Source organism: Suipraeoptans intestinalis, assembly GCF_034091795.1.
GTDB lineage: Bacteria > Bacillota > Clostridia > Lachnospirales > Lachnospiraceae > Suipraeoptans > Suipraeoptans intestinalis.
Genome location: NZ_JAXFXH010000019.1, coordinates 106,297 through 121,925 on the forward strand (window position 1 = coordinate 106,297; position 15,629 = coordinate 121,925).

Below are 15,629 nucleotides of genomic sequence, written 5' to 3' on the forward strand. Positions count from 1 at the left end.
AAGGTGGCTTCCTGCAGCCGGAACGAGAACAGACCAAGAAAGAGAGTCCGACTATGATCAGTGTAGTAATGTGTACCTATAACCGGGAAAGATTTTTGAGAAGGGCAATCGAAAGCGTACAGAAGCAGACATGGACAGACTGGGAGTTTCTGATTGTGGACGATGGTTCCACCGATGGCTCCCTGGAAGTCCTGCATTCTTTTCGTGATGAGCGGATACGGATTTTTTCTGCCGGGAGAAATTCCTTTTACTGTCACACGGTCAAAACGGCTCTGCAGGAATGCAAAGGAGAGTATATTGCCTTCATCAACAGTGACGATGCCTGGTATCCTACCAAGCTGGAGGAACAGATGCAGATCATGGAAACCCACAGGGAATACGGCGCCTGCTTTACCAATGTAACTCTGGTGGATGATGAAGGAAGGGATATCACGGCGCAGTGTCCGCAGATGGCAGGGGTTTTCTCCACGATCTTTCACACACAGAAAGACTATTTAAAGCATTTTCTTTTGCATGGAAATACGCTGTGCCATCCCTCTTCCCTGATCAGAAGGGATATTTTTGAACGATCAGGAGGACTGCAGATCCTGTTTTCACAGGTGGCAGATCTGGATCTGTGGGTCCGCATCGTTACAATGGCGCCGATCTATGTGATCCCCAGGCCTCTGGTCTGGTTTCGCTGGGACGTGAAGTCCCAGGATCAGGTCAGCAGCTCTACGACCAGTCATCTGATCCGGACGTTCAACGAGGAATGTATTATCCGGAAGGAATTGATAGAAAGGCTGTCGGACAGGGAATTTCGGGAATATTTTCAGGAACTGTTTGAAAATCCGGAGTCGGCGACTCCGCTGGAGCTGGCATTTGAAAGGGCGTTTGTGCTGTCCAAATGTATGAGGGACGGCTGTGACCTGAAGCTGTTGGGATACTGGAAGATCCGGGAAGTTCTGGAGGAAGAAGGGGCAGTAGATCTTTTGTATACCCATTTTCATAAAACGATCTACGATATCTATGCGTGGGGGAAGGAGCATTTCTATGTAGACCCGTGGATCTGCCAGAAGCTGGCGGAGGGAGAACAAAAGGAAGCGATCCTTCGACAGTGTCAAAAAGAAACCGAGGATTTTCGGAAGCTGGCAGAAGATTATAAAAAGCATTCAGACGGCTATGCGGAGGCTTATAAAAAAACAGAAGCAGAGCGTCTGATCTGGAAGGAGCATTCCCGTCAGCTGGAAGAGAGGATCCGTATTTATGAAACTTCTACCATCTGGAAGATGACGAAGCCGCTCAGACAGTTTCTTGACTGGCTGAAAAGGGGGAAATAAAAAAAGGTAAAAAATGAAAGAGAAAGGAGGCGTCCTATCTGTGGAGCGTATCAAACAACTGAATACTTATGTAAATCGACCGGAGTTTAAGGAGCAGCTGCAGATACCGAAAAACGAGCTGGTGATGCTCCATCCTCTGGCCCAGGGAGAATACAACATTAACTATTGGTTTTCCCATCCTGAAACGAAAGAAAAGCTGGTGCTGCGGCTAAATACCGGCAGCCAGATGCATCTGGAGGATCAGATCGGATATGAATATAAGGCGTTAAAGCTTTTGGAGCATTCCGGGAGAACCCCCGTTCCCATCTGCGTGGATGGGAGCAGGCAGCAGCTGCCCTGGGGTATCCTGGTAATGAAATTTCTGGAAGGAAGAGCCCTGGATTACCGGAGAGATCTGCACCTTGCGGCGGAAGCCCTGGCGGATATACATAGTGTATCTGTCCCGGAGGACACGCATCTTCTTTCGCCCGGGAATCCTCTGAAAGCGATCTTGGAGGAATGTGAGGAAATGGTACAGACCTACTATCGCTCTTCGCTGGGGGAAGTAGCTGTAAAACGCCAGATAGAGCAGCTTCTTCAGGCAGGCTGGGCATACCTTCATAGAGGTGGATCTGAGAACACCTACCAGTGTTGCATCAATACAGAATTAAATTCAGGAAACTTCCTGATCCATCCGGAAGGGAAGATTCCTGCCTATGTGATAGACTGGGAGAAACCTCTGTACGGAGATATCGCTCAGGATCTGGGGCATTTTCTGGCTCCCACCACCACCTTCTGGAAGACGGATGTGATCCTGGAAAAAGAAGAAGAGGAGCAGTTTCTTAACAGGTATCTGCAGGCAGCGGACGGTCGGTTCGACACATCCTGTCTGAGGGAAAAGCTGGATCTTTACATTCCCATTACCTGTCTAAGAGGGGTCACCTGGTGTGCGATGGCCTGGGTGGAGTACCAGAATCCGGATCGTCCGATCCGAAACAGAGATACCTATCAAAAAATCTCCTCCTATCTTACAGAGGAATTTTTAACAAAGATCCGACAACGGATCGGCGCATCCAATTAGGGGAAGGAAGGCGCCGGATTTCTTTTTTATACATATTATTGAAAAGCAGATAGTCTGTAGGAAAATTATTGAGAGGAAGTGGGGAAATGACAGTCATTCCGATTCAGAATATCTATACCTTTGACCGTATGAACAACTGTGTATGTGAGTTTAATGTGGAGGTATTTGAACAGGCAACCGAACCCTTGATCCATCCCATGGCACGGCTGTGGTTGGTAAACGAGGGGATAGGGACCGTTCGGATCAACGGCAAAGAATACCTCCTGACAAGGGGAAGCCTGGTGTCTGTTCTGCCGTGGCAGATCACAGAGATCACAGAGGTGAAAAGACCCTTTCAGTTTTATGTTGTACAATACCATTTTGAGCGGATCAACGAGTTGATCAAAACATTTTTCAATCCGGGACATACGCAGATCTCTTTCATACAGACGCTTCGGAGGATGCCGGTGATCACCTTCGGAGAGGAAGTGTACAAAGAAGTGCAGCATATGTTTCACCAGATCAGGCAGGAAACACAATACCTCCACCGGGAAGAAGAAACGCAGGGAGAAGAGGCGCTTGGCAATGTCTACGTTATCAATAAGCTGATAGAGATCCTGGTGTCCTTTGGGCGCAGCAGCAGGAAGGCGCCTTCGAAAGAGCCGGCAGATATCAGCGAGATCTTCCATTTTATGTACACACATCTGAATGAAAAGATCACAGTTCCCATGCTGTCCAAAATGTTTTATCTGAGTGAGTCGGCCATCCGTTCCTACCTCAAAAGTAAAACAGGTTTATCCTTTTTTGACCTGCTGAATGAAATGCGGGTGGGGAAAATGATCAACTACCTGCTCTATACGGACCTGACGGTGGGAGAACTGGCCCAGATCTTGGGATTTGCAGATGATGCGCATATGTGCAAAATATTCAAGGCGCGGATGGGACTCAAAACCAATGAGTTCCGAAACGTCTATCAGATGGTAGGAGATGCCTGCTGCATTGCCGACAGAAAAGAAATGTATGAGCTGGTAAGCTATATTTACCGGAATCATACGGAGGATCTGCAGTTGTCCTCCATCAGCCGGCGGTTTCATATGTCCCCCAAAGATATCAACCGCATCCTGGCTTACCAGGTGGAAATGAATTTTAATGAATTTTTAAATGTGATCCGTATCAATCATGCGGCCCATCTGCTGCTGACCAGCAAAAAAAACGTGCTGACCATTGCGCTGGAGGTGGGATATCAGACAGAAAAAACCTTTACCCGGAATTTTTTACAGCTGAAAGGGAAAACGCCGGGAGAGTTCCGAAAAAAAGTACATTTGAAAACCTAGAAAAAGCGGAGAAAAGGCGCTGCCGGATCGTTTAAAAGAGGCAGACACGAAATCATCTTGTGCATGCGAACAAAATCAAACAAAAGATACAGAAATAACACAACAAAATGTCCGATAAGAAAATGACAAATTTGTTAAAGTGTTATCATGATTGTTTATAGGCCTATGAACTACATGTACAACAAAGGAGGAAAGTGTTATGTCAAATTTTGAAATGCCAAAGTATCATCATCCGGACTTTACACAGGAAATGTTTGTAAATGCGCCGGATGCCGTGTATGAGGAGGCAGAAAAAGACGGGGTAGTGCCTGAATATTATCACAGTACATCTATGTACCCTGAATACTTTAAGATCAACGGAGAATGGAAGCTTGCGGAAGAAAGCCGTATGGATTCCTGTGTGATCCTTTGTGATGACGGGCACCTGGCAGTGGTAGAATCAAGAAATATCAAAAAAGGGGACAAGGTACTTCTTGGAAGAAAAGAAAGGTGCGAGGAAGGCGTGTACATGCACTGTCACGGATTCGAGGAAGCCGGAGAAAAACTGGACGATCAGTTTGTATTCCGTCAGGGAAGAAGCCGTGAGACGTCCTACGCACGGGACTATGACAAATTGTTTGAATTGTTAAAGCATGAAAAAGAAAACGGCGGAAAGATCGTATGGGTAATGGGACCGGCATTTGCTTTCGATGCAACTGCAAGGGCTTCCATGCAGGCCCTTGTGGAAAACGGATATGCTCACGGGCTTCTGGCAGGAAACGCTCTGGCTACGCACGATCTGGAAGGAGCTCTTTTGCATACGGCGCTTGGCCAGGATATTTACAGCCAGCAGTCCCAGCCGAACGGACATTACAACCATCTGGACGTTTTGAATAAAGTAAGAAGAAGCGGATCGATCCCACAGTTCATGAAGGACTATAACCTGAACGACGGCATCATCTGCAGTTGTGTAAACAACGACGTACCCATCGTACTGGCAGGCTCTATCCGGGATGACGGACCGCTTCCGGAAGTGTATGGCAACGTTTACGAGGCGGCCAACGCAATGAGAGGGATCGTAAAGGAAGCGACAACGGTGATCTGTCTGGCGACCATGCTTCATACTATCGCTGTGGGCAATATGACGCCGTCTTTCCGTGTACTGAAAGACGGAACCATCCGTCCGGTTTATCTCTACACGATAGATGCAGACGAATTTGTTGTAAACAAGCTTCTGGACAGAGGAAGTCTCTCGGCAACGACCATGGTAACTAATGTTCAGGATTTCATTACCCGTGTTGCCAAAGGTCTTGGCGTAATGGAATAGTTTCCCGGGTAAAGGAATGGAGAAAAGAGTTATGATGAAGAAGAATAGTATGCTGGGGAAATTGGCTCTATTGTTCGTAGCAGTTGCCTGGGGAAGTTCCATGGTTGTGATCAAAGGTTCTACGGACACATTGTCGGCAGGCGCGCTTCTTGCTTGTCGTTTCACAGTGGCAGGCGCGCTTTTGGCGCTGGCAAATATTAAAAAAATCAAACAGATTGACAAAGACTATATCAAGAGCGGTATTTTTATCGGGGTATGTCTGTTTATGGCATATTTTACACAGACCATCGGCGTTATGCTGGAGATGCCGGGGAAGAGTCACTTCCTTTCTTCGGCGTACTGCGTGTTCGTACCGTTTCTTGGCTGGCTGATCCTGAAAGATAAGCCTAAGATTTTTCACATTATCGCTGCAACGATGTGTGCAATCGGGATTATCCTGGTATCTGTGGCGGGAAATTTCAGCATCAGCTACGGGGATAGTATTTCTATCCTGAGTTCTGTGTTCTGGGCATCCCAGATCATTGCTATTGCAAAATGGGGAAAAGGAAAGGATCCTGTCCTGATCACCATGCTTCAGTTTGTGGTATGTGCCGTTTTGGCATGGGTCTTTACGCTGTTTACGGAAAATCCGGCAGCGATCCAGTGGGATATGGGAGCAGTCGGAGGAGTGCTGTACCTTGGTATCGTGTGTTCCGGAATCTGCTTCCTGTTGCAGACCATTGCACAGAAAACAGAGAATCCTACCAGCGTTTCCATTATCCTGAGCTTTGAAAATATTTTCGGGCTTGTATTTGGGGCGGTTTTCTTTGGCGAGAAGTTTACGCCGCGCTCCATTATGGGATTTGTATTGATCTTTGCCGCTATTTTGATAGCGGAAACAGAGCCGTCTTTCCTGAAAAAGAAAAAAGCAAAGTAGAGGGAAGAAAAAGGTTTCCTGGGATCCTTTGAGATCCTGTACGTCAAGAAAGGAGCGGCGGTCAGAAGGCCGCCTGCGCCCTTTCAAAAAATTATCGGTCTTTCCAACCGCCCGTTGTTTTGCTATACTGTATCAGTCAGAAAAAGAAAGAAATGGGGGATCAGAGATGAAGCTATTGGTAATAGACGCACAGGGCGGAGGTATGGGGAAACAGCTGGTATCAGCGATCAAAAAAGAGTTTCCTCTGGCGGAGATTACAGCGGTGGGAACCAACTCCCTGGCTACGTCCAACATGTTAAAAGCAGGAGCGGATCATGCTGCAACGGGGGAAAATGCAGTAGTAGTAGGCTGCAGAAGGGCAGAAGTCATTATAGGGCCGGTAGGGATCGTGATTGCAGACTCCATGTATGGGGAAATTACGCCCAGAATGGCAGAAGCCGTGGGGCAAAGTGAGGCAAAGAAGTTTTTGCTCCCCATGAGTCACTGTAACAATACCATCGTGGGAGTGGGAAATACTTCCATGGGGTTTTTGATGGCATCCGTCATCGAAGAGTTAATTCAATATTTTCACTGCTAGAAAGCAGCACCATAGGAAGGGGATCCCGGCTGAAAACAGCACGAAGCGTAACGGAAGTACAGAAGTATTTCAACAGCAGGCAGCCGGATACAAAGTTCTATGGAGCACACAAAATAAGAAATGTCAGAAGGCATAAGAACATCCAGAAGGGTGGTTCGTATGCTTTTTTTCATTTCAGAAGAGAGGGAATCTATGAAAAGAAAAATCGTGAGTATCGTATGTATAACGGCAATGGTGGCGCTGGCTGCATTTGGATGCAAAAAAGCGCCGGAGAACAAGGAGGCTTCCGTCGGAAAGGAAGAGGGAGTAAAGGCGTACGTGGGGACGTATCTGTTTAAAAAGAGTCTGGATCCTATCAAGGGGGCTATGGCCTATGGCTATCCGTTTATTAACAATGCTTTGATCAAAGTGAACAGCCAGTCAGAATATGTAGGAGACCTGGCAAAAAGCTGGGAGATCAGCCAGGATTTTCTGACTTATACCTTCCATCTGAAGGAAGGGATCAAATTTAGCGACGGAAGCGACTTTCATGCGGAGGATGTGGTATTTACCTATGAAACGGTGCAAAAAAATCAGGCGGACAATGAAAATGTAGATCTGACGCAGCTTGAATCGGTATCAGCCCTTGACGAAAACACAGTGGAATTCCGGTTAAAAGAAGCGTATTCTCCGTTTTTGGATACTACGGCGCTTCTTCAGATCGTACCGTCAGATGCATATGACAGCAAAGCCTTTGACACAAACCCCATCGGAACAGGGGCTTACAAAGTAGCGCAGTATGACACAGACCAGCAGATCATCCTAGAGACAAACGAGCATTACTTTGGAGAAAAGCCTTCTATCGAGAAAGTCACATTGGTAAATATGGACATCGACGCTGCCTTTGCAGCCGCAAAAGCAGGAGAACTGGATCTTGTTATGGTGGAAACAAGCTATTCCAAAGAAAACGTGAAGGGAATGACCTTGCAGAAGCTGGAAACAATGGATGTAAGAAATGTCAGCCTTCCGGTTCGCCCGGTAACGAAGATGGAGAATGCAAAGGGAGAGGCGGTGACTGTTGGAAATCCGGTAACTTCCGATCCGGCGGTAAGAAAAGCGCTTTCTATAGGGATTGATCGTCAGAAGATCATAGAGCATGCCTTTGACGGAATCGGGATCCCGGCTGTAAACTTTACGGACAATCTTGTGTGGGCGAGCACCGATACCTATCCGGACAAGCAGACGGACGAAGCCAAAGCGCTTTTGGATGAGGCAGGCTGGAAGGTAGGAAAAGACGGGATCCGTGAGAAGGACGGACAGGCGTGTGCCTTCCACCTGTACGCAGCGGCAGGCGATACAGACAGATATCACCTCTGTGTGGCGCTTGCGGAAAATGCAAAAGAGCTGGGAATCGACATCCAGGTAAAAACAGCTACCTGGGATGAGATCCTGACCCTGCAAAACACGGAGCCTATCATATGGGGCTGGGGACAATATTCTCCGACGGTCCTGTCTTCTTTGTTTCAGTCAGACCTGTTCCTGACGGGAGGGTATGATAATGCGTCAGGCTATGAAAACCCGCAGGCGGACGCCAAGATCCAGGAAGCGCTGACTGCCGACACACAGGAAAAAGCCATCGCCTCATGGAAGGAACTGCAAAAGATCGTGGAGCAGGATTACACCAATCTGTTTCTTGTAAATATTCAGCATTGTTACTTTGTCAGCGACAAACTGGATATTTCCGTAGATACACAGATCCCACATCCCCATGGCCACGGGGCGCCTGTGATCTGCAATATGGCAGACTGGAAGCTGAAATAGAACCGGAGAAAAGGCTATGAAACAAGGAAAAAAGTTATTAGAAGAAAGTATAAGGATGTTGCTGCTTTTAATAGCGGTCAGCATTGTGGCGTTTTTACTGATCACAAAGGCGCCTATCGATCCACTTGTTTCCTACATCGGTACAAATTCAACACTGTCGGAGGAGGCAAAAGCAGAGATCGTAAAGGAATGGGGATTGAAAGATCCCCTTCCCCAACGATTTTTTATCTGGGTCAAGCATGCGGTGCGTGGAGATCTGGGAAGATCCATCACCTATAAAAAGTCGGTCAGCACGGTGATCCGGACAAAATTTTCTTATTCCATCCTGCTCATGATGCTGGCATGGCTCTTTTCCGGCGTCCTGGGATTTGTCATAGGGATCTTCTGCGGGATGCGCCAGGGAGGGATCCTGGACAAATTAATAAAAACTTTCTGTCTTCTGATCAAATCGGCGCCGGTTTTCTGGATCGGACTTTTGGCTTTGACAGTCTTTGCAGTCTGGCTGGGCTGGTTTCCTATCGGAATGGCAGTTCCTACGGGGAAACTGGCCTCAGATGTTACGGTGGGAGACCGTATCCGCCATCTGGTCCTGCCGGTATTTACGCTTACGCTTGTGAGCATCAGTGAGGTTGTATTATATACACGGCAGAAGGTGATAGAGATCAGGAACAGCGATTTTATCCTGTATGCAAGGGCCAGAGGAGAAAACAACAGACAGCTTGTCCGACGTCATATTTTACGAAATGTGGCTCTTCCGGCTATCACGGTACAGTTTGCTTCTTTTAACGAACTATTTGGAGGGATGGCGCTTGCAGAGACTGTATTTGCCTATCCCGGTATTGGAACGGCAGCAACTGCCGCAGCTACCAATGCAGACGTACCGCTTCTTTTGGGAATTGCCGTATGCAGCGCAATATTTGTATTTGTGGGAAATCTGATCGCCAACCTGCTGTATGGTGTGTTTGATCCCCGGATCAGAGAGGGGGAGCAGCGTGAATAAAAGACAGATTTGGAACAGGCGGATCCTGGTGGCTCTTTTGGTGTCCGCTGCAGTCGTATATCTGGCAGGGATCTTTTTCTGGGGGATTTCTATGGATCCTTCCTGTTATGATACAAATTATGCGGACAAATTTATATCTCCGGGATCAAAGCACTGGTTTGGCACGGATTTTGTAGGAAGAGATATGTTTTACCGATGTATCAAAGGATTGTCCAACAGTCTGATCGTGGGGATCCTGGCGTCGGTCGTCAGCTCTGTCATTGCTTTGGCGGCCGGAATTGCCTCCGCTGTGTTTGGCGGCTGGGTGGACCGATGTGTAAATTGGTGTGTGGATCTGTGTATGGGTCTGCCCCATCTTGTACTTTTAATACTGATCTCTTTTATGATGGGAAAGGGGGTCAGGGGAGTCACGATAGCGGTAGCTCTGACCCACTGGCCTTCCCTGACCAGGATCGTCCGCTCGGAAGTGATGCAGATACGATCCTCACAGTACGTGCAGGCGTCATACCGATTGGGAAAATCAAAGATCTATGTGGCAGTCCGTCATATTCTGCCGCATGTTCTTCCGGTATACATGATCGGACTGATCCTGTTGTTTCCCCATGCGATCATGCATGAGGCTGCCATCACCTTCCTTGGGTTTGGGATGCCTGCAGAAATGCCTGCCATCGGCGTGATCTTATCAGAGGCGATGAATCATATCACAACAGGAAAATGGTGGCTTGCCCTGTTTCCCGGATGTATGCTTCTGATCGCAGTGATTCTATTTGACGTGATCGGAGAAAATCTTAAAAAACTCTGGAATCCGGGAAGCGCACAGGAGTAGGGGGAGAAATGAAAGAGAAAAGTATTTTAACGGTAGACGACCTGGTTGTGTCGTTTCATATGTATAAAGGTTTGTTTCGGAAAGAGCGTCTGGAAGTCGTGCATTCTCTTTCTTTGGATGTCAATCAGGGAGAGATCGTGGCTGTGGTAGGCTCCAGCGGATCCGGGAAAAGCCTTCTTGCTCATGCCATCATGGGGCTTCTTCCCGACAATGCAGCGATGAGTGGAAGGATTTGCTATGACGGAGAAGAGCTGACGCAAAAGACCAGAAAAGCTCTTCTGGGAAAAAAGATGACGTTCATCCCACAGTCTGTAGACTATCTGGATCCTGTAATGAAGGTGGGAAAGCAGGTGATAGGAGTCTATTCCACAAAGGAACGCCAGGAGGAACTGTTTGAAAAATACAAATTGCCGAAAGAAACAGAGGAGATGTATCCGTTTCAGCTTTCAGGAGGAATGGCAAGAAGAGTACTGGTCTCATCGGCAGTCACGGAGATGCCGCAGCTTTTGATCGCAGATGAGCCCACGCCGGGGCTGGGAATTGAGATGGCCATGGATACGCTGAAGCATTTTCGGGAGATTGCAGATCAGGGGGCGGGGGTGCTTCTGATTACCCATGACATTGACCTGGCGTTTTCGGTGGCTGACAGGATCGCTGTGTTTTATGCCGGGACCATCCTGGAATCTGCTCCGACGGAAGACTTTCTTGCCGGTGCAAAAAAACTTCGCCATCCTTACAGCAAGGCGTTTATTTCCGCACTTCCGCAAAATGAGTTTCAGGCCATGGAAGGTGTCCAACCCCATGCGGCCTGCCTGCCAAAGGGCTGCCTGTTTGCGGACCGTTGTCCGAATGTGACGCAGGAATGTTTGGAAGAGATTCCCATGAGAAGCTTACGCGGCGGAAAGGTCAGGTGTGTACATGCAACTTAGCGCAGAAAATATCAGTTTTCGATATACAGAAACATCTCCCTGGATCTTAAAGGATGTCAGCCTGAAGGTAGATACGGGGGAAAGAGTGGGGATCGTCGGGCCCTCCGGATACGGGAAGAGTACACTGGCAAAAATTTTGGCGGGATACCAGCGTGCAGAGGTCGGGCAGGTTTTGATCGATCAAAAGCCTGTACAGACAAACGGATTCTGTCCGGTACAGCTGATCTACCAGCATCCGGAACTGGCGGTCAACCCCAGGTGGAAAATGGAAAAAACCCTGAGAGAATGTTGGGATCCGGATGAAGAGGTCCTACGGTGCTTCGGCATTGAAAAGGACTGGCTGAAAAGATGGCCGCGGGAGCTGTCAGGAGGAGAATTACAAAGGTTTTGTATTGTACGGCTGCTAAGTCCCAAGACAAAATTTTTGATCTGTGATGAGATCACAACGATGCTGGACGTTATCTCCCAGGCGCAGATCTGGAACAGGCTTCTTATGCTGTCAGAAGAACGCAGCTACGGAATGGTGATCGTCACCCATAATATGGAACTGGCAAAACGGGTCTGCACAAGAATCATTGATTTAAGGGAAATAAACCGGAGGTAGGGAAAATGGATACAAAGAAGATACTGGAACAGGTAAAAGAGGGAGAACTCTCCATAGAAGAGGCGGAAGAATGGTTTCGCAGACAGCCGTTTGAAGATCTAGGCTATGCAAAGCTGGATACACACAGAAAGCTGCGCTCCGGATGTGCGGAAGTGATCTTTTGCAGCGGAAAAGCAGACGATCATCTGTTAAGCATCTATGAACGTCTTTATCTGGCAGAAGGAGAAGTGCTAGGAACGAGAGCCGACAAAGAGCAGGCGGCGCTTGTCCAGGGAAGATTGAAGGAAGTCGTCTATGATCCTCTGTCACGTATTTTAAAAATCGAAAAGAAGGACAAGGAGTATGTGGGAAAGATCGTAGTGTGTACGGCGGGGACGGCGGACATTCCGGTGGCGGAAGAAGCGGCGCAGACGGCAGAATTTTTCGGGAATCGGGTAGAACGACTGTACGATGTGGGAGTAAGCGGACTACACCGTCTGCTTTCCCGGGTAGAAACCGTTCAGAAAGCCAACTGTGTGATCGCAGTGGCGGGAATGGAGGGAGCGCTGGCAAGTGTGATCGGAGGGCTGGTAGACAAGCCGGTGATCGCAGTTCCTACCTCTGTCGGCTATGGGGCAAGCCTGAATGGGATTTCGGCACTTCTGACAATGATCAATTCCTGTGCCAACGGCATTGCTACCGTAAATATTGATAACGGCTATGGGGCTGGATATATCGCATCACAGATCAACAGACTGGGGGTATACAAGAATGGGTAAACGAAAACTATATCTGGAATGCTACGCAGGGATCAGCGGCGACATGACAGTGGCAGCTCTGCTGGATCTGGGGGCAGATCCAAAGGTGTTGGACGAGGCATTAAACAGTCTTTCCATCAGCGATCAGTTTCAGACCAGGATCAGCAGAGTGTCAAAATCAGGACTGGATGCCTGTGATTTTGAAGTGGTACTCCGGGAGGACAATCATGACCATGATATGCAGTATCTGCATGGCCACAGCCATGGGCAGGAGCATTCACACAGCCATGATCAGGAACACACACACAGTCACGATCAAGAGCACACACACAGTCATGCGCAGGGACATTTACACAGCCACCAGGCGAAGGAAGAGGGCTGTGGTCACTGTCACCGAAGCCTGACAGAGATCCAGAAGATCATCTACAACAGCTCCCTGACAAACCGTGCAAAAAAGCTGGCGGAAAGCATGTTTGATATTCTCGCAAATGCAGAAGCAAAGGCTCATGGAACATTAAAAATAAAGGTACATTTCCACGAAGTGGGCGCCGTGGACTCGATCGTAGATATGATTGCCGCTGCCGTTTGCATAGATAATCTGGGAATTGATGAGGTGATCATCCCGGCGCTTTATGAAGGAATCGGAACCGTTCGGTGTCAGCATGGAATCCTGCCTGTTCCGGTTCCTGCCGTCGTCAATATCGTCAATACAGAAAACCTTACCCTGCACATTACAGAAACGGAAGGGGAGTTTGTCACGCCTACAGGGGCAGCGATAGCAGCAGCGATCAAGACAGAGGACAGACTTCCTGAAAAATTCCGTATCCTGAAGACGGGGATTGGGGCAGGAAAGAGGACCTATGAAAGACCCAGCATCCTGCGGGCAATGCTGATCGAAGAACAGAAACAGCCGGCTGCCGGATCGGACTGTATCGTAAAACTAGAAACCAATATAGACGACTGTACGGGAGAAGCGCTTGGATACGCAATGGAACGGCTGATGGAAGCGGGAGCAAGAGATGTACATTATTTCCCGGTTTTCATGAAAAAGAACCGACCCGGCTATCAACTGAATGTGATCTGTACCCAAGAGCAGATTCCTTCCCTGCAAAAGATCATCTTTGAGGAAACCACCAGCATCGGTATCCGGATCCAGCATATGGAAAGAAGTGTTTTGCCAAGAGAGATCCAGACACGCGACACGTCACTGGGAGAAGTGCAGGTAAAGATCTGTCACCTTCCATCCGGGCCAAGGATCTGTCCGGAACATGAAAGTATTGCAAAAATCTGTAAGGAAAGTGGAAAATCCTGGCAGGAAGTATACCGCCGGATCATTGAGGAATGCCGATAGATGAAAACATATGAAGAAAAAAAGAAATTCCTTCATGAGAGAGCGGCTTCTCTTATGAAAGAAGACCTTGTACTTGCTTTTTCAGGAGGCGTAGACAGCAGCCTTCTTCTGAAGATATTTTGTGAGGCGGCGAAACCTTTCCGGACGACGGTATACGCCGTTACCGTACATACGGAGCTGCATCCTCTGAAGGATGTTAAGATCGCCAGACAGGTGGCAAGGGAGGCGGGGGCGCAGCACTTTGTGGTCTACATCAATGAGCTTCAGGAGGCCGATATCCGGCTCAATCCCAAGGACCGGTGCTATCGCTGTAAAACGCTGCTGTTTGGCAGACTGAAAGAAAAAGCAAAGGAGCTGGGGGCGGATACGGTGGCAGAAGGAACCAACGAAGACGATCTGCATGTGTACCGTCCGGGTATCCGGGCTTTACAAGAACTGGGCATCATCAGTCCTTTGGCAGAAAGTGGGTTTACCAAGGCAGAAGTACGGAAGCTGGCACAGGAGTACGGCATTTCTGTGGCAAACCGTCCGTCCACCCCCTGTATGGCGACCCGTTTTCCCTATGGGACGGAACTGAATTGCGAAAAGATGCGCCAGGTAGAAGAGGAGGAAGAATGGCTGAAGACCTTTGGATTTTATAATGTAAGGATCCGGGTGCATGACGATACCGCAAGAATCGAAGTAGATGAAAGGGATCTGTCTTTGCTGTTAAAAAACAGAGAGAAGATCGTCAGGCGGCTGAAAAAATCCGGTTATACTTATGTGACGGTGGATCTGGAAGGATTCCGTTCGGGAAGTATGGACATTCAGGATAGACATTCATAAAAAAAGCTTGCTTTTATAAATTGTAGATGGTAGAATACAAGAGTATGCCGCACAATGAGGTTTTAAGATTCTTCGGAACACCGAAATTGGCGAGTAATGATTATAGGAGGTGCCATATGTACGCGATTATAGCAACAGGTGGTAAGCAGTACAAAGTAGCAGAAGGCGATGTCATCAGAGTGGAAAAGCTTGGTGTGGAAGCTGGAGAAGCTTATACATTTGATCAGGTTCTGGCAGTCAGCAACGATGGATTGAAAATCGGAAATCCGGTAGTTGAAGGCGCTACTGTTGAAGCTACTGTAGTTGAAAACGGTAAGGCAAAAAAGGTCATCGTTTACAAGTACAAAAGAAAAAGCGGATACCATAAGAAAAATGGTCACAGACAGCAGTACACTGCAGTGAAGATCGAAAAGATCAACGCTTAATTATTTGGAGAGCATCCATGATTCAGATAACCCTTTACAGAAATCCACAGAAAGAGTATTGTGGGTTCCGGTCTTCGGGACACGCAGGATTTGCCAGGGCAGGACAGGATATTGTCTGTGCGTCCGTTTCCGTCTTGATCATTAATACGATCAACAGTATAGAAACGTATACAAAGGATAAGTTCTCTGTGGTTTCTGATGACAAAAAAGGGCTGATCGATTATCAGCTAAAGGACCGGCCGTCAAAGGAGGCAGAGCTTCTCTTAAAAGCGATGGCGCTGGGACTGCAACAGCTGGCTGATGATAAACACTATGCAAGATACATTGATTTAACATTCGAGGAGGTGTAGCACAATGATGAAATTAAACCTTCAGTTTTTCGCTCATAAAAAAGGTGTGGGTTCTACCAAGAACGGACGTGATTCCGAGTCCAAAAGACTGGGAGCCAAGAGAGCAGACGGACAGTTTGTAAAGGCAGGAAACATTCTTTACAGACAGCGGGGAACCAAGATTCACCCGGGTGTGAATGTAGGACGCGGCGGAGATGACACCTTGTTTGCACTGGCAGACGGAGTTGTGAGATTTGAGAGAAAAGGAAGAGATAAGAAACAGGTTTCTATCTACCCGGTAGCTCAATAACA

17 protein-coding genes are annotated in these 15,629 nt (G+C 47.9%); all 17 read left to right on the forward strand.

From position 1 onward, the window contains the following. Positions 1-53 precede the first annotated feature (53 nt). The 17 genes from SOW26_RS06290 (at position 54) to rpmA (ending at position 15,627) form a co-directional block, all read left to right on the forward strand. Positions 54-1,319 carry a glycosyltransferase gene (locus SOW26_RS06290; RefSeq protein WP_276958588.1) on the forward strand — a complete coding sequence of 422 codons (1,266 nt, stop codon included), beginning with the start codon at positions 54-56 and terminating at the stop codon, positions 1,317-1,319. A 40-nt stretch (positions 1,320-1,359) separates the two neighbouring features. Beyond that, positions 1,360-2,379 (forward strand): aminoglycoside phosphotransferase family protein, encoded by a 1,020-nt coding sequence (locus SOW26_RS06295; protein WP_331679589.1) that lies wholly within the window; start codon positions 1,360-1,362, stop codon positions 2,377-2,379. Positions 2,380-2,465: 86 nt separating this feature from the next. Next, on the forward strand, positions 2,466-3,692 hold the full coding sequence (locus tag SOW26_RS06300) for a helix-turn-helix domain-containing protein (protein WP_154475453.1): 1,227 nt from the start codon (positions 2,466-2,468) through the stop codon (positions 3,690-3,692). A 199-nt stretch (positions 3,693-3,891) separates the two neighbouring features. Continuing rightward, the gene (locus SOW26_RS06305; RefSeq protein ID WP_154475455.1) at positions 3,892-4,998 is read left to right on the forward strand and encodes a putative NPN-dependent ornithine cyclodeaminase; all 1,107 of its coding nucleotides are present in this window, start codon (positions 3,892-3,894) and stop codon (positions 4,996-4,998) included. A 31-nt stretch (positions 4,999-5,029) separates the two neighbouring features. Further along, positions 5,030-5,914: a DMT family transporter gene (locus SOW26_RS06310; RefSeq protein ID WP_235899174.1), complete on the forward strand. Its 885-nt coding sequence runs from the start codon at positions 5,030-5,032 to the stop codon at positions 5,912-5,914. 166 nt (positions 5,915-6,080) lie between these two features. Next, positions 6,081-6,491, forward strand: coding sequence for a DUF3842 family protein (locus SOW26_RS06315; protein WP_154475457.1), 411 nt, complete (start codon positions 6,081-6,083; stop codon positions 6,489-6,491). 192 nt (positions 6,492-6,683) lie between these two features. Continuing rightward, positions 6,684-8,291, forward strand: coding sequence for an ABC transporter substrate-binding protein (locus SOW26_RS06320; protein WP_320652095.1), 1,608 nt, complete (start codon positions 6,684-6,686; stop codon positions 8,289-8,291). A gap of 16 nt (positions 8,292-8,307) precedes the next feature. Then, positions 8,308-9,291, forward strand: coding sequence for an ABC transporter permease (locus SOW26_RS06325; RefSeq protein ID WP_276960126.1), 984 nt, complete (start codon positions 8,308-8,310; stop codon positions 9,289-9,291). Further along, complete coding sequence (locus SOW26_RS06330) at positions 9,284-10,117, forward strand: ABC transporter permease (RefSeq protein ID WP_276960127.1); 834 nt, start codon at positions 9,284-9,286, stop codon at positions 10,115-10,117. Before SOW26_RS06325 ends, SOW26_RS06330 begins: the two co-directional genes overlap by 8 nt. An 8-nt stretch (positions 10,118-10,125) precedes the next feature. Then, complete coding sequence (locus SOW26_RS06335; RefSeq protein WP_276960128.1) at positions 10,126-11,046, forward strand: ABC transporter ATP-binding protein; 921 nt, start codon at positions 10,126-10,128, stop codon at positions 11,044-11,046. Further along, positions 11,036-11,650 carry an ABC transporter ATP-binding protein gene (locus tag SOW26_RS06340; protein WP_154475467.1) on the forward strand — a complete coding sequence of 205 codons (615 nt, stop codon included), beginning with the start codon at positions 11,036-11,038 and terminating at the stop codon, positions 11,648-11,650. Before SOW26_RS06335 ends, SOW26_RS06340 begins: the two co-directional genes overlap by 11 nt. A gap of 5 nt (positions 11,651-11,655) precedes the next feature. Further along, positions 11,656-12,408 carry a nickel pincer cofactor biosynthesis protein LarB gene (gene larB / locus SOW26_RS06345; RefSeq protein WP_154475469.1) on the forward strand — a complete coding sequence of 251 codons (753 nt, stop codon included), beginning with the start codon at positions 11,656-11,658 and terminating at the stop codon, positions 12,406-12,408. Next, complete coding sequence (larC, locus tag SOW26_RS06350) at positions 12,401-13,738, forward strand: nickel pincer cofactor biosynthesis protein LarC (protein WP_320652096.1); 1,338 nt, start codon at positions 12,401-12,403, stop codon at positions 13,736-13,738. The genes larB and larC overlap by 8 nt, the downstream gene beginning before the upstream one ends. Then, complete coding sequence (larE, locus tag SOW26_RS06355) at positions 13,739-14,563, forward strand: ATP-dependent sacrificial sulfur transferase LarE (RefSeq protein ID WP_276960130.1); 825 nt, start codon at positions 13,739-13,741, stop codon at positions 14,561-14,563. Between the two features lie 116 nt (positions 14,564-14,679). Beyond that, the gene (gene rplU / locus SOW26_RS06360) at positions 14,680-14,988 is read left to right on the forward strand and encodes a 50S ribosomal protein L21 (protein ID WP_154475475.1); all 309 of its coding nucleotides are present in this window, start codon (positions 14,680-14,682) and stop codon (positions 14,986-14,988) included. A gap of 17 nt (positions 14,989-15,005) precedes the next feature. Further along, positions 15,006-15,338, forward strand: a complete 333-nt coding sequence (locus tag SOW26_RS06365; protein WP_276960131.1) for a ribosomal-processing cysteine protease Prp — start codon at positions 15,006-15,008, stop codon at positions 15,336-15,338. Positions 15,339-15,342: 4 nt separating this feature from the next. Beyond that, the gene (gene rpmA, locus SOW26_RS06370) at positions 15,343-15,627 is read left to right on the forward strand and encodes a 50S ribosomal protein L27 (RefSeq protein WP_154475479.1); all 285 of its coding nucleotides are present in this window, start codon (positions 15,343-15,345) and stop codon (positions 15,625-15,627) included. The last annotated feature ends 2 nt before the right edge of the window (positions 15,628-15,629 follow it).

Coding starts and splice junctions, on each gene's coding strand:
- SOW26_RS06290 (WP_276958588.1), top strand. CDS start 54: ATGATCAGTGTAGTAATGTGTACCTATAACCGGGAAAGATTTTTGAGA.
- SOW26_RS06300 (WP_154475453.1), top strand. CDS start 2,466: ATGACAGTCATTCCGATTCAGAATATCTATACCTTTGACCGTATGAAC.
- SOW26_RS06305 (WP_154475455.1), top strand. CDS start 3,892: ATGTCAAATTTTGAAATGCCAAAGTATCATCATCCGGACTTTACACAG.
- SOW26_RS06310 (WP_235899174.1), top strand. CDS start 5,030: ATGATGAAGAAGAATAGTATGCTGGGGAAATTGGCTCTATTGTTCGTA.
- SOW26_RS06315 (WP_154475457.1), top strand. CDS start 6,081: ATGAAGCTATTGGTAATAGACGCACAGGGCGGAGGTATGGGGAAACAG.
- SOW26_RS06320 (WP_320652095.1), top strand. CDS start 6,684: ATGAAAAGAAAAATCGTGAGTATCGTATGTATAACGGCAATGGTGGCG.
- SOW26_RS06325 (WP_276960126.1), top strand. CDS start 8,308: ATGAAACAAGGAAAAAAGTTATTAGAAGAAAGTATAAGGATGTTGCTG.
- SOW26_RS06335 (WP_276960128.1), top strand. CDS start 10,126: ATGAAAGAGAAAAGTATTTTAACGGTAGACGACCTGGTTGTGTCGTTT.
- SOW26_RS06340 (WP_154475467.1), top strand. CDS start 11,036: ATGCAACTTAGCGCAGAAAATATCAGTTTTCGATATACAGAAACATCT.
- larB (WP_154475469.1), top strand. CDS start 11,656: ATGGATACAAAGAAGATACTGGAACAGGTAAAAGAGGGAGAACTCTCC.
- larC (WP_320652096.1), top strand. CDS start 12,401: ATGGGTAAACGAAAACTATATCTGGAATGCTACGCAGGGATCAGCGGC.
- larE (WP_276960130.1), top strand. CDS start 13,739: ATGAAAACATATGAAGAAAAAAAGAAATTCCTTCATGAGAGAGCGGCT.
- rplU (WP_154475475.1), top strand. CDS start 14,680: ATGTACGCGATTATAGCAACAGGTGGTAAGCAGTACAAAGTAGCAGAA.
- SOW26_RS06365 (WP_276960131.1), top strand. CDS start 15,006: ATGATTCAGATAACCCTTTACAGAAATCCACAGAAAGAGTATTGTGGG.
- rpmA (WP_154475479.1), top strand. CDS start 15,343: ATGATGAAATTAAACCTTCAGTTTTTCGCTCATAAAAAAGGTGTGGGT.